21 protein-coding genes and 2 pseudogenes are annotated in these 23593 nt (G+C 29.2%); 1 reads left to right on the forward strand and 22 read right to left on the reverse strand.

Going from position 1 to position 23593, the window contains the following annotated elements; translation table 11 throughout:
- Nucleotides 1–419: 419 nt before the first annotated feature.
- From DY249_RS04525 to DY249_RS04600, 17 genes and pseudogenes are all read right to left on the reverse strand, one after another.
- Complete coding sequence (locus tag DY249_RS04525) at nt 420–764, reverse strand: SdpI family protein (protein WP_245943522.1); 345 nt, start codon at nt 762–764, stop codon at nt 420–422.
- A gap of 221 nt (nt 765–985) precedes the next feature.
- Nucleotides 986–1369, reverse strand: coding sequence for a hypothetical protein (locus DY249_RS04530; RefSeq protein WP_209813606.1), 384 nt, complete (start codon nt 1367–1369; stop codon nt 986–988).
- A 143-nt stretch (nt 1370–1512) separates the two neighbouring features.
- A complete protein-coding gene (locus DY249_RS04535; protein WP_115595329.1) occupies nt 1513–2133 on the reverse strand; it encodes a HEAT repeat domain-containing protein in 621 nt (206 codons plus the stop codon).
- A 534-nt stretch (nt 2134–2667) separates the two neighbouring features.
- Nucleotides 2668–4050, reverse strand: a complete 1383-nt coding sequence (locus DY249_RS04540; protein ID WP_115595330.1) for an ABC transporter ATP-binding protein — start codon at nt 4048–4050, stop codon at nt 2668–2670.
- Nucleotides 4047–4778 carry an energy-coupling factor transporter transmembrane component T gene (locus tag DY249_RS04545; protein WP_245943524.1) on the reverse strand — a complete coding sequence of 244 codons (732 nt, stop codon included), beginning with the start codon at nt 4776–4778 and terminating at the stop codon, nt 4047–4049. The genes DY249_RS04540 and DY249_RS04545 overlap by 4 nt, the downstream gene beginning before the upstream one ends.
- A complete protein-coding gene (locus tag DY249_RS04550; RefSeq protein ID WP_044566331.1) occupies nt 4775–5365 on the reverse strand; it encodes an MptD family putative ECF transporter S component in 591 nt (196 codons plus the stop codon). Before DY249_RS04550 ends, DY249_RS04545 begins: the two co-directional genes overlap by 4 nt.
- A 30-nt stretch (nt 5366–5395) precedes the next feature.
- Nucleotides 5396–7117 carry an ABC transporter ATP-binding protein gene (locus DY249_RS04555; RefSeq protein ID WP_115595332.1) on the reverse strand — a complete coding sequence of 574 codons (1722 nt, stop codon included), beginning with the start codon at nt 7115–7117 and terminating at the stop codon, nt 5396–5398.
- Nucleotides 7117–8883: an ABC transporter ATP-binding protein gene (locus DY249_RS04560; protein WP_115595333.1), complete on the reverse strand. Its 1767-nt coding sequence runs from the start codon at nt 8881–8883 to the stop codon at nt 7117–7119. Before DY249_RS04560 ends, DY249_RS04555 begins: the two co-directional genes overlap by 1 nt.
- Before the next feature lie 110 nt (nt 8884–8993).
- Nucleotides 8994–9608, reverse strand: a complete 615-nt coding sequence (locus tag DY249_RS04565; RefSeq protein WP_101540394.1) for a TetR/AcrR family transcriptional regulator — start codon at nt 9606–9608, stop codon at nt 8994–8996.
- 365 nt (nt 9609–9973) lie between these two features.
- Nucleotides 9974–10095 (reverse strand): annotated as a pseudogene (locus DY249_RS09230) (IS200/IS605 family transposase); the annotation flags it as partial.
- 18 nt (nt 10096–10113) lie between these two features.
- A pseudogene (locus DY249_RS09250) lies at nt 10114–10308 on the reverse strand (MATE family efflux transporter); the annotation flags it as partial.
- A gap of 41 nt (nt 10309–10349) precedes the next feature.
- Entirely contained in the window at nt 10350–11813 is a 1464-nt protein-coding gene (locus DY249_RS04575) for an ABC transporter ATP-binding protein (protein ID WP_115595334.1), read from the reverse strand.
- Between the two features lie 6 nt (nt 11814–11819).
- Nucleotides 11820–12551 (reverse strand): energy-coupling factor transporter transmembrane component T, encoded by a 732-nt coding sequence (locus tag DY249_RS04580; protein WP_115595335.1) that lies wholly within the window; start codon nt 12549–12551, stop codon nt 11820–11822.
- Nucleotides 12551–13132 carry an MptD family putative ECF transporter S component gene (locus DY249_RS04585; RefSeq protein ID WP_115595336.1) on the reverse strand — a complete coding sequence of 194 codons (582 nt, stop codon included), beginning with the start codon at nt 13130–13132 and terminating at the stop codon, nt 12551–12553. The genes DY249_RS04580 and DY249_RS04585 overlap by 1 nt, the downstream gene beginning before the upstream one ends.
- Before the next feature lie 84 nt (nt 13133–13216).
- Nucleotides 13217–14947: an ABC transporter ATP-binding protein gene (locus DY249_RS04590; protein ID WP_115595337.1), complete on the reverse strand. Its 1731-nt coding sequence runs from the start codon at nt 14945–14947 to the stop codon at nt 13217–13219.
- Nucleotides 14944–16686, reverse strand: a complete 1743-nt coding sequence (locus tag DY249_RS04595) for an ABC transporter ATP-binding protein (RefSeq protein ID WP_115595338.1) — start codon at nt 16684–16686, stop codon at nt 14944–14946. The genes DY249_RS04590 and DY249_RS04595 overlap by 4 nt, the downstream gene beginning before the upstream one ends.
- Nucleotides 16687–16780: 94 nt before the next feature.
- Nucleotides 16781–17404, reverse strand: coding sequence for a TetR/AcrR family transcriptional regulator (locus DY249_RS04600; protein WP_115595339.1), 624 nt, complete (start codon nt 17402–17404; stop codon nt 16781–16783).
- Nucleotides 17405–17712: 308 nt separating this feature from the next.
- Between DY249_RS04600 and DY249_RS04605 the strand changes: the two genes are divergently transcribed.
- A complete protein-coding gene (locus DY249_RS04605; protein WP_115595340.1) occupies nt 17713–18069 on the forward strand; it encodes a plasmid mobilization protein in 357 nt (118 codons plus the stop codon).
- A 188-nt stretch (nt 18070–18257) separates the two neighbouring features.
- On the opposite strand, the gene DY249_RS04610 is transcribed toward DY249_RS04605, so the two are convergent.
- The 5 genes from DY249_RS04610 to DY249_RS04630 form a co-directional block, all read right to left on the reverse strand.
- Nucleotides 18258–19526 (reverse strand): hypothetical protein, encoded by a 1269-nt coding sequence (locus DY249_RS04610; protein ID WP_115595341.1) that lies wholly within the window; start codon nt 19524–19526, stop codon nt 18258–18260.
- A 164-nt stretch (nt 19527–19690) separates the two neighbouring features.
- Complete coding sequence (locus DY249_RS04615; RefSeq protein WP_115595342.1) at nt 19691–20284, reverse strand: type IV toxin-antitoxin system AbiEi family antitoxin domain-containing protein; 594 nt, start codon at nt 20282–20284, stop codon at nt 19691–19693.
- Between the two features lie 385 nt (nt 20285–20669).
- On the reverse strand, nt 20670–22391 hold the full coding sequence (locus tag DY249_RS04620) for a DUF2326 domain-containing protein (RefSeq protein WP_115595343.1): 1722 nt from the start codon (nt 22389–22391) through the stop codon (nt 20670–20672).
- A complete protein-coding gene (locus DY249_RS09465) occupies nt 22382–22657 on the reverse strand; it encodes an ABC-three component system middle component 6 (protein WP_342767205.1) in 276 nt (91 codons plus the stop codon). Before DY249_RS09465 ends, DY249_RS04620 begins: the two co-directional genes overlap by 10 nt.
- Nucleotides 22593–23570 (reverse strand): ABC-three component system protein, encoded by a 978-nt coding sequence (locus DY249_RS04630; RefSeq protein WP_115595344.1) that lies wholly within the window; start codon nt 23568–23570, stop codon nt 22593–22595. Before DY249_RS04630 ends, DY249_RS09465 begins: the two co-directional genes overlap by 65 nt.
- Nucleotides 23571–23593 lie beyond the last annotated feature (23 nt).

Consider the following 23593-nt stretch of genomic DNA (forward strand, 5'->3'; position numbering starts at 1 on the left):
AAGCTCTTGTCACATGTGGTGAGACTATTTTTTGAATTCACAAGACCAGAAATGGTCCGCATTGTTAAAAGGCGTGTCTTGTACTGTTGATTTTATTGTATATTTACTTTTTTTCTTGTCAGTTTTCTATTTCAACTTCAACTGAAGATTTAAATATTACTTTAAGCTTTTCATCATAAACTATAATTTTTTTCTATTGAAAGTTAATTTGTAATTGAAACCATCTCTTGCGTTTGCTATTACATTAATATTAATAATTGTAATTACATTTGCATTAATGTCAAAATTAGCATTAACAGCTAACGTTATAAAAATTAATACTACAAACTCCTAGGCTCAATACCATCAGCTTGTATCACCGGTCTGTTTTTTCATTTTCAATATACATAAATTTACCTCCTTTAAATTTTTAATAAATTTTAATCATTTTCTTTTTTCAACAAATCCTTATTAACTCTGTATCCAATGATGAAGTAAAATAGCATTTGCAATACAACTATGATTGTCATAGTTGTATTATTTAGACTATTACTAAATATTATTATAATATTTAATAATATAAAAAATATAGCATATATTCGTAAAAGTTTAGCTGCATACTTATGCGCATACTCCCAGTTTTCTTTTGATTTAATACTTAATGCTGTTCTAAATCCACTATGCTTACTGATATTTCCCTTTGCTTTATAATTATAATAAAAAGACAAAAACAACCCTACTATAGGTAATAGACTAATTACAATTTTTTCAAAATTCATACTCATACAAAAACCTCTAAAAATCTTAAAATCTGCTAATTTCAACACTATTATAACTATAATCTTAATTTCTTGACATCAATACCACACTCTCCACATGTACCAAGACCACCCTGACGATAACGATACATTTGGAAGAGAGCCTCCACGCTCGTTGCACGATAGAAGTTGGCAAAAAAAATGATGTTTCCGGGTAAATGTCAATGCCCGTTCAATGGGCATATCCGCTACTTCTGCTGCTTCATCTCCATCATTGCATCAACGAACTGTTCCGGTAAGTCAGCATGAATATCGTGACTTGATTCATAACCAGATTTAAGCGTACTGTTTTTGATTAAAGTATGAACTTCTTCTGCATCTTTTTCGTCCATGGCAGATAGTAATATTCCTTTTTCATCATAATAGCTCGGCGCAGTTTCCTTTGAAGGCGCAACATGAAGAATGATTGTCGGACATTCTATTTCGCTCAACATCTTTTTCTGGTCAACTCCATAAAACCAGGAAAAATCGTAAAAAGTCTCCCCAAATCTTAAATCATAGTTTCCTGTTCCGTCCTGCATATTACGCGTTAAGAATATCATTCCATTCAGACCGATTTCGGTTTGTTTCACTCACATTAGTTCGTTCAACTCACTTAAGTGAACAAAAAATTCCATGAACAGGAATTCCTATCCATAGAAAAGTATTTGGTTAATTATTATTTACCAACATTATTTGACATAGAGCCAAAAAATAAAGTTTCTTTACTTACAATTTATAAGTCAATAAACTTACTTGCTAGCTTGTACACTTGATTAATTTCTTTGCTTTGTAAGTCCCAGCTAACCAATTCATTCTTAATTAACTCAGGGAATTTTTTACTGATATCTCTTAAAGCATTTCCAACCGATTTTCTTACATATTCACTCGAATCTTCTTTTAAATTGACTAATCTTTCAATAGCTTCATTCGGATTTTCTTTGAAATATGGTCTACTTGTCCATATCCTTAATCCCTCCGTTACTGCTCTCCTCGTATTCGGGTTATCATTTTCTAACCATTCATCAATTATTGGAAGTGCTTTTTCATATCCTATTTTCTTGCAAAATTCATCAAATGCCTTTGCCAATACTTCCTGAACTCTCCAATTGTCATCTTTGGAAACTTCATCTCTCATAAATGTTAAAATTTCATCGTCATCTGATAGGTGACCTAATAAAAATACGCCGTACATTCTCACTTGATATACATTAGATTTATAAGCTAACAATGCTAATTTTTTAATGTATTGATTATCGTTAGACTTATAATCTTCTAGAGCTCTCTTTTCTTCCTCTTTGAATCCATGCTCTATCAAAGAAAATTCTTCTTCTAAACTAGATATATATTCATTCAAATTAACTCACCTCAAAAAACAAGTAATAGTTATTGATATTATACCCTCATTAAAATACTATCAATCCTCTATCATCATAAACAGATTCACTTGTATTATTCCCACATCTTATCGCCCTATCAAGAGCCATGATTGTAGCGATAACACCATCTATCTTTTCTGTAGATTTTTCCTTGTCCTCTTTTATTTTTCCAGCAGATCTGTTAGTAAGAAGATTTGTAACCTTTAGTCCATGTTTTCCGGAATCATACTCTTTGAATACTTCACAGGTTGCTTTTTTTATACCTCTATATTTTCGTAATCAATACTACACTCTCAACGTGGCTTGAAAGTACAGTATTGATAACTTACAAATTACTCGTTTTTGGAAGCATATCTTCTATACAATATAACGATTACTCTTATTATCGTTATATTGTTTAATTCATTCATAATTATTTTACCCCACTACAGATTTCTTTTATCAACTCTTGATATTATTCTTTTGAATAAAACTAAAAAGAGAGCCTATGCATTCATAGCATATTGGTTCTCTTAAAACTCTACAATACTATCACAAACTGATTCTAAAAACTCAATATCATGTGATATTATTAAAATCAGTCTATCTTTTTTCTTCACTTTTTTTATATTCTTAGCGACTATTTTCATATTTCTATAATCTAATCCACTGGTTGGTTCATCAAAAAATAAAATTTTCTTACCAGACAACAAGGCTGATAAAATAATCACTCTTTGTTTTTGTCCTCCAGATAAAGTGTGCGGATTTCTATCAATAATATTTTCAAGTTCCATATATTTTAAGTACGTATTTACGATATTTTTATCTCTAATTTTTGATGTTAATAATATTTCATCAAACACAGTGTCAGTAAATAGTTGATAGTTTACTTCTTGCATAACTAGCAAACTTTCTTTTATCCTATTTCTTCTATTAAATCGCTTATCAGCCTTTAAAATCTCTCCATCGTTTGTTTTGTATAGTCCACATACAATTTTTGCAAATGTAGATTTACCAATCCCATTTTCCCCAACAATTCCAATTATATTGCCATAAGAAAATTTAAGATTATCAATAGATAAAATTGTTCTAGCATTTCTTTTAAAAATCAAGTTTCTTATTTCTAATGAGGATTCCTCATTGAAACTCTCCTCATTATTAACTAGGTTTATATCTTTATAAGAAGAGTGCCTAAGTCCCGTTTTCAAACGTTCATCTTCACTTAACTTTTCAATTTCTTCCATATTGTATTCTCTAATAATTTTGCCATCTTCCATATAGATTGCTCTATCTACTATGTCTTTTAAATACCACAATCTATGTTCTGCAATAATTATAGTTTTTCCCATAGCTTTAAGATTTTCAATTGTCTGTGATAGCTCTTTCATTGATTTGATATCTAAACTTGAAGACGGCTCATCAAGTACAAATATTTCAGGACTTAAAGCGTAAGTACTTGCAATGGCAATCTTTTGCTTCTCGCCTCCTGAAAGGTTGAATATATTTTTATTCATTAGTCTTTCAAGGCGAAGGTCTTTTTCAACTTCTATAATTCTTTTATTAATTGCTTCAGTATCTATACCATAATTTTCTAAGCCAAAAGCGATCTCATCTGTAGTATCAGTTGTATAAAACTGAGTTTTAGGGTTTTGAAAAACTGAACCTACAAATTTAGATAATTCATGTATTTCAGTTGTAAAGGTATTAATGCCATTTACTCTGACACTTCCACAAATATCCCCATCATAAAATTCAGGAATGATTCCGTTAATAAGCTTTAATAGGGTAGATTTTCCACATCCACTCTTACCACACAGAAGAATACACTCTCCTTTATTTATTTTTAAGTTTATATCTTTTAATGAATAATTAGCTCCACCCTTATATTTAAAGCTTAATTCTCGAATTTCAATCATAAATCCCACCCTAAAACTTTCATAAATATTACTGTTGATAAAATCAAAATCATAAGAGTTAAAGCACCAATATCATTTTTTCTAAACTTAATTAGATATCTACTTGTTTTTTGAACAGGCGCATCAAGTCCTCTTACAATAGCCGACTGAGATAACTCATCACCCATTTCTATAACACTTACAAAAAGAGGGACAAAAAAATACTCCATAATCAGAGTAGGTTTTTCTAATACGTTCTTTAAATTAAAATTGATTCCTCTAGTTTTCATTGCCATATTAATGTGACTCCACTCATCCCTAATTGTAGGAAAACATCTAAATAATACAGAAATCATTATAAGAGAGTCTTTTGAAAATTTTAATTTTTGCAAAGTCGCTACTGCAAGAGAGGCAGACGTAGAATTTAAGATCCATTTTCCAACAATAATACAAGGTAAAAACTTCCTTCCAATTGCAAAAATAAATAAAAGTAGGTTTATGAGAAAATTTATGTTCAAATGTACTAATGATTTCTCTAAAATTACACTTATCACAAAAAACAGAATATATCGTAAGGCTGATTTTTTATAGCCATCGCTAATAATAATTGCAAGAAAAAATGATGTTATAAGACTTTGATAGATTAAACCAAATCCTAAAAAAATTAAAACATTCGCAACTATAAGCAAAATAAGTTTTGTCCTGAGGTCATATTTTGACCCCAGAACAAACTTTGCATCATCCATCATAATACTCCTGCGGATTTAAGCTTTTTATTTAGTATTTTCTTTGTAAAGTAAGAACCTAACAAAGAAAATATAAATGTTCCAATAATCATAACTGGTAACATCCATATTGGTGTCCAAGCCCTTACAGTATTACAAAAGCTTTGATCTAAGCCACCTTTTATTACACTTTCAAAAAATGCTTCTCTCATAATCCAAATTGGTAAGAACCCACCAAATAAGTTTAGAGAAAAAAACATATGACTAATTGTGTTTTTCTTAAAATTAGTATAATCTCCACCTTTTGCTATAAGCATAGCTATTATTCCAGCTGGTATTGCAACTAAAGGAGCAATTGGGATATGTCCTGTTGCAACCAACAATATACTTGGAAGAGTAGCTGCAATTACAATTGCCGTACCTGATTTTGTTTTTGCAAGAAGCATATGATAGGTTGGTGCAGCAAGTAATGCTACAAGCATAGGCATTAGTAAAAATAATACAGGAACAGGCATAGATATTGCTCCTATAACTAAATAAGTTACAAAATAAAGTGCTATTAAAACACCTGCTGTAATTGCATTTTTTGATGATTTCTTTTGTGTTTTCATTTTCTTTTCCTCCTTTAAAATTGATTGTTACTATACAATCTTCCATTCTTTTGACTTCTCTTGATAATTCCATAAGTCTTTATACAGACCGTTATTTTTAATTAGTTCTTCATGTTTTCCTACTTCTTCTACTTTTCCCTTATTTAAAACAACTATTTTATTTGCACCCATAACACTTCTTAGCTTATGAGCTACAACTATCACCGTTTTATTTTTAATTAAATTTGAAATTGCTTCTTGTATGATAAGTTCATTCTCGGGATCAAGCGAAGATGTCGCTTCATCGAGTAATATTATTGGAGCATCCTTTAAGATCGCTCTTGCTATGGATATTCTTTGTTTCTCACCTCCAGATAAAGTTGCTCCTCCTTGACCAATCATAGTATCAAATCCATTTTCCTTTTTTATTATAAAGTCATATGCCCCTGCCATTTTTGCTGCATTTATGATTTCATCTTTACTAGCATCTTCATTTCCAAATTTAATATTGTTATAAATAGTATCTTTAAAAAGATATACATCTTGAAATACCACAGAAAATTTATCCATTAATTTGTAAGGATCTGCTTTAGCTAAATCTATTCCTCCAATTTTTATTGTTCCTTCATCAGGATCGTAAAACCTTGATATCAGCTTAATTAGTGTAGATTTTCCTGAACCAGAATATCCTACAAAAGCTGTTAATTCATTCTCATTGATATCCAATGTGACATCATCAAGAACTTTAGACTCTTTATAAGAAAATGAAAGATCTCGAATTTCAATGTTATTGCTTACTTTTAAGTCTTCTTCACCTTTCATAGGCTCTGCATTTAACAATCTTAGGATATTTTCTCCTGACACTGATGCTATTTGTAACCCATTATAATTTACAAGTGCAAGCTCTAAAGGATCAAAAATTCTTGTACCTACAAATAAGAACATTAAAAATGTGTCAATTTCTAAGTTTCCATTTAAAAATAAATAAGAACCTACTAAGCTCATCAAAGGAAGCCCTATTCTTAAAATCATACTTGCTATAGTAGTTAACGAGCCTACACCTTTCTCATTCTTAATATTTGCATCTTTAGAATCTTCAATATCTCTTTCAAGTTTAGTTAATGTTTCTTCTAAGCTATTGTAAGCTTTAAGTGTTTTTATCGTATCTAAATATTCATTTATATCCTCATCTTCTTTTATTTTTATCTTTTTTGTTCTTAAATAGATTTTTTTCTGAAAATTTTGCATAAGTCTTAACAGTAAAATAGAAATTGGTAAACCAATAAAAGTTGCTATTCCCATTTTTACATCAATTATCAAAAATAAAATTGAGCAAACAATAGCTACACATATACCACTAAAAAACTGTGGCAATTGATGAGTCACTGCTGTTTCTATTTTAAAAAAGTCATTCATAAGAGTATCTAAAATCTCCGTTGAGCTTTTGCCTGAAAGATAACCTATAGGCAGTTTTCTTATATGATCTGCTAATTCTATTCTTCCATCTGCTGCCACTTTATATCCAAGTTCGTAGGTGTATTTTGTAGCTAAATTCTCAAAGAAAATTGTTACAAAGAAAAATACTGCCATTATCACAAAATATTTCCATAAAAGATTCGTGTCTATTTTTCCTGTATTTCTACTTAGAAATAATGCTTCTACAATTTTAGCTAGTGCAATAAATGGTATAAGGTTAGAAATAGATGCTAAAATGTTTAGAACAATAGATTTTCTTATATTATTTGCCTTTCCTAAGGTAATATTTTTTATCATTATCTCTCACTCCCTTCTATATCCATTTGCCAAATATTTGTTTTTTTATAGATATCATAAAGCCTCTTGTATATCCCATCTACACAGATTAAATCTTCATGTTTTCCTCTTTCTACAAGTTTTCCATCAGATATTACTAAAATTTGATTTGCTTTCTCTATCGTATTTAACCTATGGGCGATCATAATAACTGTCTTATCTTTGACTAGTTCCGATAAAGCTTCCTGCATAAGATATTCATTTTCAGAATCTGCAAAACTTGTAGCTTCATCTAAAACCAATATAGGTGAATCCTTTAAGATTGCTCTTGCCACAGCAATACGTTGTATCTCTCCTCCAGATAAATAAGTTTCCTTTCCTAAACGAGTTTCATATCCATGAGGAAGCTGTTTAATAAAATCATGACATCTTGCTTTTTGGGCTGCTCTTATAACTTCTTCTTTAGTAGCTCCTTTCTTCGCCATAGCAATATTATTAAAAACTGTGTCTGTAACAAGATCACTATCTTGAAAAACAAAAGAAATATTGTCCATTAAATCTTTTATTGAAATATTTTTTATATTTACTCCGCCAATTTCAATAGAACCTTCTAATGGGTCGTAAAATCTTGGTATTAAAGTCCCTATTGTTGATTTTCCTGCTCCTGAATATCCTACTAATGCAGTAACTTCTCCTTGTTTTGCACAAAAACTAATATTCTTTAAAACCTCTTCTTCTCCATAAGCAAAGCTTACATCTTTAAATTCAAGATTGTAGTCTAATATATCTTTATCGTTACTTCCGCTTAACATTTCTTTTTCATATATAAGCTCATATATTCTAGCCACAACTTCATTTAACAAATTCATTCCTTCTGCAAAATCTCTAAGTTTCAAAAGAGGTACACTCATAGCTGGGGCAATTATTAAAAAGAAAATAAAAGTAGTTAAAAAATCTAAGCTATAATTTTTGGATAATAAGCTTATCCCAACAGGTACTATAAATGTTGCTACTGAAAGTATGAACACTCTAAAAGACACAAAACCCGGTCTTATCATTGAAGTCATAGAACTTGTAAAATTTTTATAATCATTTACAGATTTTGAAAAAGTTTTAAATGATCTAACACCAGAACTAAATATTTTAACTTCTGGCATACCTTTTACATATTCAGTAGTTACAGAATTAATGTTATCAAGAATCCTAAAATTTTCAGCAAGTCCGCCTGACTTTATAATCTTTGCCATAATCGCAATTTGAATTCCAAGTCCTATAAGTAAAACTAACAATGTTATAAATCCTAACAACAAATTCATCTTAAACATGACAACAATCATCGCTAAAATTATTATTAAAGTCGAAATAAGATTTGGTAATTGGTGAGAAAAATATCCTTCAATTTGATTCATATCCGAACCTAACACTTGCCTTATTTTAGACTTATTATCTCCATTGAAAAATCCTAATGGTAACTTTCCAACGTGATTCAATATTTTTTTCTTTAAATTTGCTATTAAGATATATGAAAATTTATGACATAAGATGCTGCCAACGTAGGTTAAAAGATAAGCTAAAATTACAGCTACAAGTCCATAAATACAAAGATTTATTGTGTTTTTATCTAATGCTCCATATAAAAACAGAGACTTAATAACCTTATATATTACTAAGATTGGGCATATACTTAGTAACATTCCCAAACTAACAAATATTATTCCACTGATAAGTCTTCCTTTTTTTACTTCACTGTAGGAAATAATATCTCCAATAGATTTCTTTTTTTTCATCTATAATATTCCTCCTTTTCTCAGAACGAGTTCGTTCATTTACCCTAAAACTAATACAAGGAAAACATACTTAATGTTTCCCTTGTAAAATACTTATATTTTGTTTTTATCTAATGAAGTCTTGGAAAAAGTTCGCTAATCACTTCAAAGGCTCCATTTGAGTTTGTTTTATTTTCTCCTTTATTGATTGAGTCAGTATATATTGTTCCAACAGCCCCATATAAAATAAAAGCTGCAAAACTTTTTACATTTTCTCTATCTATTCCCATATTGTTTTCTATTTTTTTATCTTCGATTCCTTCAATAATAAATTCAGAATAGACATCTATAAATTTTCCAATATAGTGAGTTAACTCCCAAAGCCTATACGAATTATCTGTTATTGAATTATTGAGAGAAAAATTATATTTTTTCGTAAATTGACCTATATCTTTTACTATAAGTTCTCTTAAGATTTTTATTCTTTCTTCGTAATCTATTTCCTTGTTTTGAAGTATATCTAACTTATTTTTTAATTTATCATCAAAATATGTTTCCATGCATGCCAAGAATATATCTTCTTTTGATTTAAAATAGTAATAAAACATTCCCGGAGCGCCATTAACTTCTGCGAGAATATCTCGAACAGAAACTTTCTCATACCCATACTTTTCAAAAAGTCTGGATGCTATATTTATAAGTTCTTGTTTTCTTTCTTCTGGATCTTTTACATTTCTCTTTGTCAAAATATCACCACCTATTGACCGACACTCGTTCTATTGATATAGATTATCATTTTCTTATACTTTTGTCAAGAGTCCAACTAAAAAAATCAAGCATAAGTCTAATTGTGATAAATTCAAATTTTAATTACGACCATATTCTAATACGGATGTAAAAAATGTACTTTTGCAAAATAGAATAAAATCATAACCACCGGCTAAGCCTGTGGTTTGTTTTGCCCCTATAAGGGGATGTTACCGGCAACATTCCATGCTTCGAACTTTCTTTCTCGTGCACCTATTTTCACATCTGGTGCTAAAGCACCTTATTCTTTGCTTTTGTTTACTTGCTCACCCGTGAACGATTCTATAAATTCTTTTATACTTATTTAGTCTGCCATGTAATCTTATTTTAATTGATTTTTTATATATTCTTGTATCTTTTTCGCATTCTTGCCTGCTGTGTCTACATAATATCTCTGCACCAAAAATGTCTACTTCCATATTTGTATTATAAGTGTAGATACCTATTGAAAAAGGTAAGTGGCATAGCAACGCCGCGAGCAGTCATTGCTGTTTGTCCTATAATATTTCCTGCAAAAATTCCATCCATTAGTGGGTAAAGACCTATTACTATCATTCCTATTACAGCAGGTATAGATAATTGAAAAAGTAAATCTATAGGTCTTTTTGTTAATAATTGTTCTTTCATATCTTGTTTCATAAAATTTTGTCCTTCTTTCATCCATATTTTATAAGCAAATTTTAAGTTTGATTGAAGAATGCCCTAATTTTTTCCATATTTTTTTCATCTTTACCACCATGCCATTTTATTTTTCCCTTCTCCATAAACATATAATAATCACAACAGCTTTCTACTAATTCCAAATCATGTGTAATAATGAAAATAGTTTTACCGTCCTCTTTAAGTTTTATCATTTCATCAGAAACTTCTTTCATATTCTTAAAATCAAGACCACTTGTAGGTTCATCCAAAATTAGAATTGTTCTATCAGAAGCAATAGCACTAGCGATTGCTACTCTTTGTTTTTGTCCTCCAGACAATGACATTGGATGACAATCTATAAAATCCAGTAGATTTAGCTTTTCACATATTTCATCAACTGTGTTTTCTTTATTTTCATTGTTTTCTATACTTAAAAGAATTTCTTCTTTAACTGATTCAGTAAATAATTGATGATTTACATCCTGCATCACCATAAAACATTTTTTCAGCCTATCTCTAGTGGAATAACTTTCTGCTTTTATCTTTAAAGTTCCTTTTGATTTTTCTTCAATTCCACATAAGCATTTTGAAAAAGTTGATTTACCAGAACCATTGATTCCTAAAACAGCCACAATAGATTTTTGGGGCAATTTAACATCCTTAATTTCAAGAAATGGTTCTTTCCCATAAGAAAACATAAAATCTTTAATCTCTATTTGTTCCTCAAATTCTGTGTTTTTAATAGACTTATTGGTATTACTAGGATGAATACTCCTTAATCCCATAGCATTTAGAGTGCAATTAGGTATTTTTTTGAACTCAGCAGAAGAAAATACACTATGAACTTTACCATCTTTCATATAGATAAATTTATCTGCAATATCTATTAAATATTTAAGCCTATGTTCCGCAATTACTACAGTTGCCTTTTTTTCTTTCCATTTCCTTATAGTATCTTTTAACATTCCTATAGTTTGAATATCTAAATTAGAAGACGGTTCATCTAATACATAAATTTCAGGTTCCATAGTAGCAGCAGAAGCACAAGCTATCTTTTGTTTTTCACCTCCTGACATAGAAAATAGACTCCTGTCAAGTAAGTTCTTTATATCTAATTCTTTTGTTACATTGCCAATTCTTTTACAGATTTCTTCTCTTGAAATTCCAAAATTTTCACAAGTAAATGCAATTTCACTTGTAGAATCTACATTGAAAAATTGAGTTCTTGGATTTTGAAATACTGACCCTACATATCGACTTAATTCATCAATCGGATTTTCAGAAATCTTGTATCCTCTTACTATAACTTCTCCAGTCAAAGTCCCCGTATAATATCCAGGAATCAACCCATTTATCAATCTACTTATTGTAGTTTTTCCACAACCAGATTCACCACAAAATACAACCACCTCTCCATCATTGATCTTTAAGTCAATATTATAAATTCCGGCGCTCCTATCACCACTATCATAAGTAAATGACACATCTTTAAATTCAATCAATACTTATCACCTCCTATATAAAAATAATCCTATAAAAGCGATTGATATACATAAAATAAGCGCATCATATAGAGTAAAACTCACTTTTACCACACTGGTTCTTCTTTTCAAACCACCTAATCCTCTACTTATTGCCGCTGCTGATAATTCATCACCTATTTTTACAACTGAAACAATTAAAGGTATAGTTACATATTCCAAGTATAAACTAGGATTTTTCCAAGCTTTTTTATTTTTAAAACTAATACCTCTCATTTTCATAGCAGCTTTAATAGAACTGTGCTCTTCTTGTAAGGTCGGAATAAACCTAAATACTACTGCTATAGGAATAATAAATGCATTTGGAATTTTCCACTCTACCATAGCTGCTATAAACTCGCTTGTTTTTGTGGACATTACGACATAATAGCCTAACATAAAGATTGGAAACAATCTTAAAATCAAAGCATTTAGTAAAACAAATATCGTATTTATAATAGTGGGTAAAGTGTACATATTTTTCGTAAAATGTGCCATAACAGCCAATATAAATAGCCCTCCATAAATGAGAGCTATCTTAAACTGTCTATTAGACAAAAGTAATGCTATTGCCACAATAGCGGATATAAGGCTAATTAAAATATCCTTATATCCGACAGACATTATAGTTGTGATAAATATCATAAATAAAATTTTAGTACGAGGATCTAAGAAAAAGCCTTTGGGTTTATTCAGTATATATACCTCATACTCTTCCATTAAACGATACCTGCTCTTTCAAAATGCTTTTTAAGCATCTTTCTTCCCAAATTCGCACCAATAATTGAACCTATTAAAATAATTCCAATTGCTGCAACTCCCATCCATGATGGCATATATTTTACTAGATCTGTAACATATTGTTCTCCCATTTGCTGCTTAATACCTGCCATATAGGTATCTGCCATTACCCACATCGGCATTTGACAACCAATCATTCCACAAGAAAACAACCAAAATCCAATTGTATTCTTTTTGAAATTTCTAAATTCACCTGACTTCATAACTAAATCACTTATAATTCCAAACAGAATATAACCAGCTAATGCTAGCCATGTGTATCCCATAAAATACCAAAACACTCCAAGAATAATTGACATTACAGTAACCATTCCAAACTTATCTATTTTTGTTAAAAAAAGCATAAAGGGTATTCCTGTAAAAATTGGAATAAGCAGGTATATAACTGGATATAGTATAGGAATAGCATTTAACATTCCTACTACAAAAAATATTACTAAGTAAATCGCTGTGTAAATTCCTACATTAATTAAATCTTTTGATGATAAACTTTTTTTCATTTTTTAATCCTCCTTGTATTTAGTAGCATAAAAAGCTACTCTGTTTATATTTGAATTATTTTGATATAAAATATTTTTTACTTATTACAGTTTCCAATTAACAGCTATTTGTCTTGCTTCAATAAAGTTCTTATATATACCATCTGTTTTTATGAGTTCTTCATGTGTACCTACTTGCGTTATTTTTCCATTTGCTAAAACGAGTATTTGATTTGCATTTTTTATTGTTTTTAGCCTATGTGCAATCATTATTACTGTTTTATTTCTTGTGAGTTCCTCCATAGCAACCTGCAATTTATCCTCATTTTCAGGGTCTACATTTGCAGTAGCTTCATCAAAAATAATGATAGGTGCATTCTTTATCATTGCTCTTGCAATTGATATTCTTTGTCTTTCTCCACCAGATAGACTTGCACCTCCCTCTCCTATAACTGTTTCATATTGTTCAGGAAGCTTCATAATAAATTCATGGCAACAAGCCTTTTTAGCAGCCTCCACAACTTCCTCATGTGTGGCATCTGGTTTAGCAAATTTTATGTTATTTTCTATTGTGTCTTGAAATAAATATACATTTTGAAAAACCATACTAATTTGTCTCATCAATGATTCTAATGAGTATTCTTTTATATCATGACCACCTATGCTGATTTTTCCTTTATCTATATCCCAAAATCTTGCTATCAAGTTGCAAAATGTGGTTTTCCCAGATCCTGATGGTCCGACTATTGCCGTCATCTGTTTCTGCGGTATATCAATAGATATACCATCAAGAATTTTTTTATTTGAATATGAAAACTCCACATTCTCAAAAGAAATATCAAAATTATTCGGATTTATTTCTTTTCCTTCAATATCCATCTGTGGAAATTCTTCTAACTTTTTGGTTTGTTCAATAGAACCACTAACAACTCTGAGAGCAGTTGTTGCACTCCCTGCCATTTTAATTTGTGAAAAAGCAAGAAATGAAATTATAATCGTCATAACTGTATTTAAGAATGAGAGTTCTCCATTGAGATAAAAGAAAATGCCTGCACCTATTATTAAAATGCTAAACAAATCCAAAAGAATATTTTGCAAAATTGTATAAGGTGTAAACAGTTTTTCACAATCAAGATTTATTTTTCTACTATTTTCAATAGCACCTCTGACTTTTTCATCTCCTTTCCCTGTTAAATTGAAGGATTTTATAACAGACATTCCTCCAATTTGCTCTAAAATGGCATCAACTAATTTAGCAGACGCTTTTTGTCTTTCAGGAAGAACACTCCTTGATTTGTTTTCCATTTTTGAGAGAACAAATAAGTACAATAGGCATCCAATTGCAACAATAAAACCTATTCTCCACTCAAATGCTAAAATCATTATTGTAAATATTATCGTGTTTATAAAACCTGATAATGTATTTACCATAACCATTGCTGCGGTATTTTCTACATCTTCCAAAACAGTTGTGGAAATCCCAACTACCTCTCCAATATTATTTTCGTTAAAGAATCCCATAGGTATCTTTTTTAACATTTCACCTATTGCTACTCTTTTATTTGCCACCATGAAATAACTTGCATGGCATTGCTGTAATTGTGAAAAATAATTTGTAACACTTCTTCCCGCTATACTTACAACAAGAAGAATTAAAGCAGTCCATGCAGGTGTCATGCTCATATCTTTTTCGACAATAGCCTTTACTATAAAGTAAATTGCGCTAATTTGAAACATATGAAAAATAGCAAATAAAAAACTCACCCATATAGAATGGTATACATTTTTCTTTTCATCACCTGAAAAATCCAAAATCTTTTTTAAAGCACTTATCATTCTATTTCACCATCCTTTGATCCAATGTGAGCTTCCCACATCTTTTGGTATAGCTTACACCCTTTCATTAATTCTTCATGTTTACCGTGTGATACAAGCTCTCCATTCTCAATCAGAAAAATCTGCTCTGCATCTGTTATAGTTGATAACCTATGTGCAATAATAATGACAGTTTTATTTTCTATTAACTTCGATAAAGCATTTTTTATGATAACTTCATTTTCCGGGTCTATATATGAAGTGGCTTCATCAAGTATGACTATCGGAGAATCTTTTAACATCGCTCTTGCTATTGATATTCTCTGTCTTTCTCCTCCGGAAACATGATTTCCGCTGCTTCCGACAACAGTATCATAACCCTGTTCCATCTTCATAATAAAATCATTACAACCAGATTTCCTTGCAATATCCTCGACTTCTTTATCACTTGCATTTGGATTTCCCATTCTGATATTTTCTCTAATACTTTCATTGAATAAAAAATTGTCCTGAGAAACAAAGGCTGTCATACTATATAATTGCTTTAGCGGAATATCCTTAATATCATAACCACCGATTTTTATACTACCTTCAGTTATATCCCAATATCCGGCTATTAGTTTTGCTAAAGTTGATTTACCGCTTCCACTTGAACCTACAAAAGCTACAGTTGATCCTTCCATTATATTCAACGATATTCCATGAAGAATTTCTTTTTCTTCGTCATATCCGAACTTTACATCTTGTAGCTGAATATCATATCGATCAATGTCAGCATCCTTATCGGAATGTTGTTGTTCTTTCCCTTCCAAAATTAAGTTAATAGAATTTGCAATAGTTCCCATTTTTGCAAAACCGTCAACAAAATTTATTGTCTCAAGTAAAGGGCCAGCAATACCTAAAGATAGAATAATAACAGATATAAATACTTCTGCACTTAAGCTTCCATTAATATAGAAATACCAACCAAACGGAAGTACCGTTATTAATGTAGTTGTGGATATATTTTTAGATAAGGACACAGGTAACTGACAGCTCTTCATCCATTCATAAAAATATCTCGCATTTGCAATGACTTTGTCTTTATACTTTGCGTACGACCTCTTATCCTGATTGAATGTTTTTATTACTTCTATACCGTTGATATACTCAACGATTGCAGAATTCATCTCTCGATTTACTTTTACAGAACCTTCGTATTGAACGGCATAATTTTTCATTACTAGGCCCATAAAAAGCATTCCCACAGGAATAGATACTAATGACAAAAGTGCCATTCTCCAATCAAGAAACAATAAATAAATAAGTATACTCAAAGATCCCAATAGATTCGATGTCATTTCAGGCAACAGGTGAGCAAGAGGTTTTTCCATACTTTCAACCTGATCCACTATGATTTGCTTAAAATCTCCGCTTGGAACCGAAATTATTTCTCCCAACGGCATCTTAGGAAGCTTATCAAGCATTCTCAAGCGAATATCTTTCAATACACTAAAAGTCGCTTTATGAGATACAGATAATGCCATAGAGTATAAAACAGATTTTAAAATATAAGATAACAAACCTATTCCCATCCATAGAAAATAGACCTTGAAATCTTCAACTCCATTCAATAAATAAACTAAAATACGACTTGCTGCAATATATGGAACAATTCCAGCAATAACACCGAGACTTGCTATAAATACAGATGTTTTTAGTTTTGAATGTTCCTTATGTGCAAGCTCCCACAATATTGTGGCAGGACTTTTTTCTTTCATATTTAACACCTCCATATATAGATAACTTTATTAGCTAACTTAGTTATCTTTACTTTAAAAAATATAAGGGTGATTAATACCCTTTCCCTTATATTTAAAAACCTCGCAATTTCTCCCATCCATCATAAAAAAACTTCGAAACTATTCTTGTGTTTAACTTTACTTCTTCTTCTGTTTGAGAATGTATTATAATTTCACACAATGCATTAATATAAGCATGGTTTAACAAATGCATTGCATCTTTAGGGACTTCTGATTTTATATTCTTTTTCTTTGAAATAATCTGAAACGCTTTATGTCTATTTATATCTTCCTTTTCTACCAGAAGCTCTATAAAATTATCATATTTAGTGCCATATGATTTATATATTAAAAGATTAAATAAATCTTTTTTGCTAAACATATACAATGCAGATTCAATTGATCCTTCAATATTAATTTTTGATAGATCTTCCCCACAATTTTTTTCTATGTTTTTAAAAGATTCCTCTTCAAACTTGTTATAAAAACCCAAAAGTTCGTTTGCCAATGGATCAACTAAACTGATAAATAAATCTTCTTTATCATTAAAATGCCTGTAAAAAGCACCCGTTGTCACTCCAGCATCTTTACAAATTTTTCTTAAATTAGCTCGTTCATAGCCATCATTTAAAAAATTAACTTTGCCACTATCCATAATCTTTTTATGTGTTAAATCATAACCAGTAATTTCTGTCATATCCTCATCTCCCTGACTAACGTCTCAATTTATAAGTTTTTATCATATGGATAACTTAGTTATCATTATATATACTTATCTTCTTTTTGTCAATACGAACAGTAGAAAACCATGCTTAAATATGATATAATTAATAAAACTTAATACACGCTTAACACTTATAACTTTAATATCAAGCACAGTAAGTGTACGGACATTTACGAAAAAATTAATGGAGCAGACCTTTACGGAATGCTCCATTTTTTTAATTTTTACCTTGTTAGGGAGAACCCTAAGACCCCGAAATATATTTTATAAAGGAGAATAAAATGTCAAATAGATTTAGAAATGAAAGAATAGAAATTAAACTAACTAAGGAAGAAAAGGAAGTTTTTAAAAAGAAAATGAAACTTGCAAATTGCAAAACTATGTCCCACTTTCTTAGGAAATGTGTATTGGAAAAAGAAATTTATGTTATAGATTTAGAACCATTTAGAAACCTACAATGGCTGCTTTCAAATGCAACAAATAATATAAACCAGATCGCAAAGGCTACTAATACAACTGGTATTATTTACAAAAATGAAATCGACTCAATGAATAAACAGATAGAAAAATCATCTAAAGAAATATGGCAGATCTATTCCCTACTTCTTAATAAATCAAAAGAAAGTTCTGGTGATTAGTATGGCAATTATAAAAATACATCGAGACTGTGTAAAATTAAGAAAAGTCCCATTCCTATAGGAATGGAAAAACATTGATACACAAAAAATGTATCAACCCTTACACTTATGTCAGGATTTAGGTTGATACACAAAATTATTTACAGACCCAATTTTAGTCTTATGTATCTCCTCTTGAATTTATTATACTATAATTCACTCGCTGATTTTATAATAATCTCTTCTGATATCACTTTAAGTAATGGTATTTCCTTTAATAAGGCTTTCGAATCTTTAAAAGGTTTATAAATTCCTCTTTCATTCAGCCTAACTTCATTTGACTTGCTATGAACAAGTGAATTTCTAGTTTTATATACTCTATTAGCCAATTTCTTAAATATATGTTTTTTGTCTCCTATTAAATCTATTGCATCTCCATTTGAAAAATTAACCGTATTGTTTTTATAGTATTCTATAATATCTTCATCAATTTCATTCAATTTTTCTGTTATCTTTTCAATATCGATATACTTCATTAATGTTAATTCCAATGCTTCTAATTCACTTCCTACCGTACTTTCAGTTCTCTTTTTATTAATTAAATCTACAAGTTTCATTATATCTTTTTTTCTTTTTGTAGAAAATCCAGGATCTAACAATATTTCCTTAACATTATTAACAACACCTTCTTTATAGATTTCTTCATAAAAATATTCCATGATATGATAAAATCCTATAAATTGTACAAACGGATCTTCTGAAGAGACCGCCATATGGTACTGTTCTGTTAAATCTTGTTTATATATTAATCTTGGTGCATCTAACTCTTCGCTTTTGTAAAAACTATTTTTATTCCTATACCTAATATTTAATAATTCATCTAAGCTATTCATAATCCTGAAGGAATATCCGTAGTTATAGCAAAAGTTAAATAAAAATGAATTAATATAATCATTAAGTTTACTTTTATCAATATCTTTTTTATATGAAACAATTAATGAATAAGGATTTCTAAAACAAATTCTTAATAAATTAAATAAACTTTCGCCTTCATCTCCTGGCAATCTAGGAGGAAAAATCATAAAACCTCTTTTTAAACTTTCCAAGTCTATTTCTTTAATGATATTCCATACCATTAGATCTGATATTTCTTGAAATTTATATTCAATATTATTCATAGAATCTTTAATATTAGTAGATATTATTCGTTCCTCAAATTTATATGGCAATAGTCTTCGAACCATTTTATTTGTTTGATAAATAATAACTTCATAGCTATTATTATTTGATACTGTAAATTGTGACAAATCGGATTTCATTGCATCATCGCTAATATTATTATAGTCAGATTTACTAAATTCAAAACTTTTTTCACCCACAATATAACTAATACTATCTTCGCTATAATCTATATTAAATTCTCTATTAAATCTTCTCAATATAAATTTTACTTTATCAATAAATTCATCCCATTCCATATTTACTCTTCTCCTTGAAAACTTGTATATTCTTATATATGTTGTATTTTTATGGCTTTTCCCACCTTCATATTAGTATCATCTTACTTTATATAAGTTGAAACCACTTCTTTTATGTGTATAAATAAGATTTTGTTCATCTTCTTCAACACAACCTTTGAAAATTAAATCTTCGATAACACCTCCATATATTTTCTAATTTCATCTTCTATTTTAAATAGTCTACTGTATTTTATGAGTCGTCTTAGATTTTTATTTGGTGATTTAAAGTATCTTTTTATGGCATCTGTATAAATTTGCTTATCTATTTTTTCTCTGTCGATTATGATGTCGCAAATTGTTCTTTCAATATCATAAACTGGGATAAGATTGCCTTGGGGTGATTTTATTTCTGACTTCCCAAGTTCGTATAAGTCTTTTTTTACATAGTGAACTTGTAGGTCTTCGTATCTATTTTTGATGTGGCTTGCATTGTAGCCTTGGGGTACAGATATATGAAATACATTTGGAGTTCTGTCGGATAGGTCTTGGAGGTATAGGGCTGTTTGATGGGAAAATATAATTCGATTACTATTTGATGATATTAAAACAAAATCGTCTATTACTTTTCCTTTTAATTGATATAGCCCCGGTCTTAGTCTTTCTAATTGTCCGCTCTTTGTTAATTCTGATAAACTATGCCTAGTATATCCAAGGTCTTCTACTTCTTTGTTGGTGATTACTAAATTTTCTTGTATATATTCTTTAAGTGTATTCATAGTCTGCCTCCTCTCGTTTACGCTTTTATTATATGTTATAAAAGCGAATTAAAGTTAGCTTATGAGTTTGCCATTTTTTGAAAAAGGATGTAACGAATCCTTACACCCTTTCTAAAATTATTCTTTCTTAACTCAATATTCTAATTTAGTAGATATCTCTAGTAATATGTGTTTACGGTTTTTACATACTTCAACTTCTATTCTACTTATTTACTTCCAACTACACGGTTTGCTTAATCCTCTAATCTTTTGTTCACATAAAATATTCTGTCCTGTATTTTGGTATAAGTTCTATATGGTATATACAATTCCTCCCTTGTATCAAGCATTAAATATATATTTTCTACAATATAAAAGAGTAAGGAATTCTTACTCTTCCATACTATTATTCAATTTTAAATAATTTATCAGTTTGTGATAATTCCACAATAATATTCGCTTTACTCAATAGATCTGCAGGCAACTTATCTTTCAATATTGAAACTACCAATTGAATGTCTTTTTTAATAACAAAATCCGAAACTTTCACCAATTGATTATCATGCATCAATTCTTTTTTATCATTTAATAAAAAATGCAAAGAGGATATTCTTTCCTCATCCGCAAACATTATATATGCCAAATCAAAACATAGAATTTCTCCTTGTTTTTTGCCTGAACTCATATTTGAGTTAAATGTACTAAATTTATATACTGGCTTGTTTGTCTTTTTATTATTAATAATCTCATATGTCAGAGCATATTTTTCTCCATATAACTCATATGATACCGAAGAAAAATATCTATTAAATTTCGTTATTTGCTTCTTAAGTTTTTCTTGAAAATCATAAGAATATAAATATTGATCAATGTTTTTAAGTTCATTCTCTGTTGTTTCGAGAATTGAATCTACCTCGTTTATTTGTGAAATTGTATTTTCATACTCACCTTTTAATCTATATTTTTCATTTATTTCAGAAATAATATTTTCCAAATCATTAAAAGAATCACTCTTGGAAATTTTTATAGATAATTTTTTTTCATCACTTAACAATTCTTTTAAAGTTCTCTTCTCATTTTTAATTCTATCATTTAAAACAGGTAATTCTTTTGTTATAAATGAAACCTTCTCCACTATCATTTTATTGTGATATACAACTAAATCTTCAAATGTTTTATGCAAATTAGGGATATATTCTTTTGATTCACTATACAACAATCTTAATTGATCTAAATCAATTGTAGACACATCTTTTTCCATCTCATTTTTTGCTTCAATGATCATGTCCCTTCTTATTTCTAGTTTAGTAATAAGTGGACTTAACCTATTTATTTTATATTTTATTTCATTTAGTTTATTTAAATCCTCTTCAAAATTTTCATTTATATTTAATAAAGATTTTTTGTTATTTAACTCAACTATTTCATCTTCAATTATAGCTAATGCAACCTCATATGAATTTTTCTTTTGTTTTTTTTCAAGCCTTTCTTTATATGCATTTTCCTGCTTTATCTTATTAGTAAGTGCTTGTTTTTTGGCTCCACTATCAAATCCACATCCTAAAAGATATAAGTATAGAGTTTCATATTCAACATCAGTAGTAAAAGAATTTAATGTTTTTAGTGTATTATTAATACTATTGTCCTTATATCTAATATTATGAGATATTATTTGCTTAAAAGAAGGTTTTTCGTTTTTATTTTCTGGAAATATTTTTGCTAATAGTTCATTTTCAAAATCTTTTTTCAATATTGATTTACCATTTATTTTCCTTATAGCATTTTTCCCTGATAAAAAATTACGCTCAATAACTAATCTTTCTTTTTCTTGCACGTTAAATCCATTTATAAGGGTTAATGTTACTAACACTTCCTGATTTATTAAAAAACTTTTAACCTCTTCATATACTTTATTTTTATTTTCTTCATCTGTGTAAATATCCTTACCTTCTCCTCCCAGGCAAAAATAAATTAATTTTAAAACTGTTGTTTTACCTACATTATTCCCTGTTGATTTTAAGTCATCTGTTAAAGGGGTGTCATCAATTATTAAATTCATACCTGTATGAAATTTCATCTCTCGAATTGTTTCATATTTAGTAGAAATTTTCAGCTTTTCTATAAACATTTTCTTACTACCCCCTTCTCACTTATTTGAGCTAATTGTATTAAATATAACCAGTCAAGACTCAATACGAACACGGAAAATGACATGTTATTTGACTTTTTTACATTATAGTATAATTCTAAAAGCATTTGTTCTGTTTTCTTTTCAAGCTCTGTTAAAATAACATAACCATTATAATAAATACTAAGTTCAGGATGAATATTATCTGGTAATAACATGATTATATCCCTCCGGATTATTAAATATTTTACATCTAATAAAAGCATCTACAACCAGTATATCCGTACACAATTGTAGTTCTTCCATCGGTATTTCTATATAATTACTACTTCCAATTATAACTTTCATAACACGATTAATTATTTCATAAAAAATATCTGTAGGAGTATAATTTAATCTATTTAATTCTATATACTGCCTTCTAATCTCCTGTAATACAGAAAAACTTTTATTTTTACCTTCTCTGTCAAACTCACTGTATATTTCATCAAGTCTGTGATAAAAAATTTTATACTCATCAATTATGTCTCTAGCATCTTCTAAATCATTAAATAAAATTTTATCCTCTATAGCAAAAGAGTTGATTTCTGGAGAACCAGCATTAATATCAAGTGTCTCATCTGCTAAAATGTTAATAACTTTGGCTAAATTTGACTCAATTTTAACACAATCAACATCCTGTCCTAACTCAGATTTTATAAAATCATATAAACACCTTTGCTTAGAAACTGTTTGATTTAAAGTTTTTTTAAGAATTAACCCAACATCCCATATATCTTGCTTTGGATTAAATTGCATACTATATGGATTTTGAAAAGTTTTATTTTTTAGAGAAAAAGGTGCATTCTTAGAAATAGACATAAACTTATAGTTATAATCTTTATATTTAGTATATACATTTTTGCTTAGAGAATTTTCAATTTTTGTTTTTGTACAGGTTGAAGAAACTTGCACAACAACTTTATTTTTATGATCTATTAAATCTATGCCATCTATATTTTGGTATGAGAAATTTAAATTTTCTAATTCTAAATCAAAAATAATATTACACAAATTGGCGAAAAAATTTTCAGAATGGATATTAAGTTCCAAAAGGTTTAATTTACTTCTCACTTCTATTCTATATGCTAGCGTATTTAATTTTTCTTCTATGTAATTAAAATAATTTGTCCTATTCACTTAATACCATCCTATTTCTTACT

The sequence above is a fragment of the Anaerococcus octavius genome (assembly GCF_900445265.1).
Lineage (GTDB): Bacteria > Bacillota > Clostridia > Tissierellales > Peptoniphilaceae > Anaerococcus > Anaerococcus octavius.

What these genes read in the sequence shown, in the direction of transcription:
- DY249_RS04525 (WP_245943522.1), bottom strand. Translation starts at nt 764, where the DNA reads ATGAGTATGAATTTTGAAAAAATTGTAATTAGTCTATTACCTATAGTA.
- DY249_RS04540 (WP_115595330.1), bottom strand. Translation starts at nt 4,050, where the DNA reads ATGATTGAAATTCGAGAATTAAGCTTTAAATATAAGGGTGGAGCTAAT.
- DY249_RS04545 (WP_245943524.1), bottom strand. Translation starts at nt 4,778, where the DNA reads ATGATGGATGATGCAAAGTTTGTTCTGGGGTCAAAATATGACCTCAGG.
- DY249_RS04550 (WP_044566331.1), bottom strand. Translation starts at nt 5,365, where the DNA reads ATGAAAACACAAAAGAAATCATCAAAAAATGCAATTACAGCAGGTGTT.
- DY249_RS04555 (WP_115595332.1), bottom strand. Translation starts at nt 7,117, where the DNA reads ATGATAAAAAATATTACCTTAGGAAAGGCAAATAATATAAGAAAATCT.
- DY249_RS04560 (WP_115595333.1), bottom strand. Translation starts at nt 8,883, where the DNA reads ATGAAAAAAAAGAAATCTATTGGAGATATTATTTCCTACAGTGAAGTA.
- DY249_RS04580 (WP_115595335.1), bottom strand. Translation starts at nt 12,551, where the DNA reads ATGGAAGAGTATGAGGTATATATACTGAATAAACCCAAAGGCTTTTTC.
- DY249_RS04585 (WP_115595336.1), bottom strand. Translation starts at nt 13,132, where the DNA reads ATGAAAAAAAGTTTATCATCAAAAGATTTAATTAATGTAGGAATTTAC.
- DY249_RS04590 (WP_115595337.1), bottom strand. Translation starts at nt 14,947, where the DNA reads ATGATAAGTGCTTTAAAAAAGATTTTGGATTTTTCAGGTGATGAAAAG.
- DY249_RS04595 (WP_115595338.1), bottom strand. Translation starts at nt 16,686, where the DNA reads ATGAAAGAAAAAAGTCCTGCCACAATATTGTGGGAGCTTGCACATAAG.
- DY249_RS04600 (WP_115595339.1), bottom strand. Translation starts at nt 17,404, where the DNA reads ATGACAGAAATTACTGGTTATGATTTAACACATAAAAAGATTATGGAT.
- DY249_RS04605 (WP_115595340.1), top strand. Translation starts at nt 17,713, where the DNA reads ATGTCAAATAGATTTAGAAATGAAAGAATAGAAATTAAACTAACTAAG.
- DY249_RS04610 (WP_115595341.1), bottom strand. Translation starts at nt 19,526, where the DNA reads ATGGAATGGGATGAATTTATTGATAAAGTAAAATTTATATTGAGAAGA.
- DY249_RS04615 (WP_115595342.1), bottom strand. Translation starts at nt 20,284, where the DNA reads ATGAATACACTTAAAGAATATATACAAGAAAATTTAGTAATCACCAAC.
- DY249_RS04620 (WP_115595343.1), bottom strand. Translation starts at nt 22,391, where the DNA reads ATGTTTATAGAAAAGCTGAAAATTTCTACTAAATATGAAACAATTCGA.
- DY249_RS09465 (WP_342767205.1), bottom strand. Translation starts at nt 22,657, where the DNA reads ATGCTTTTATTAGATGTAAAATATTTAATAATCCGGAGGGATATAATC.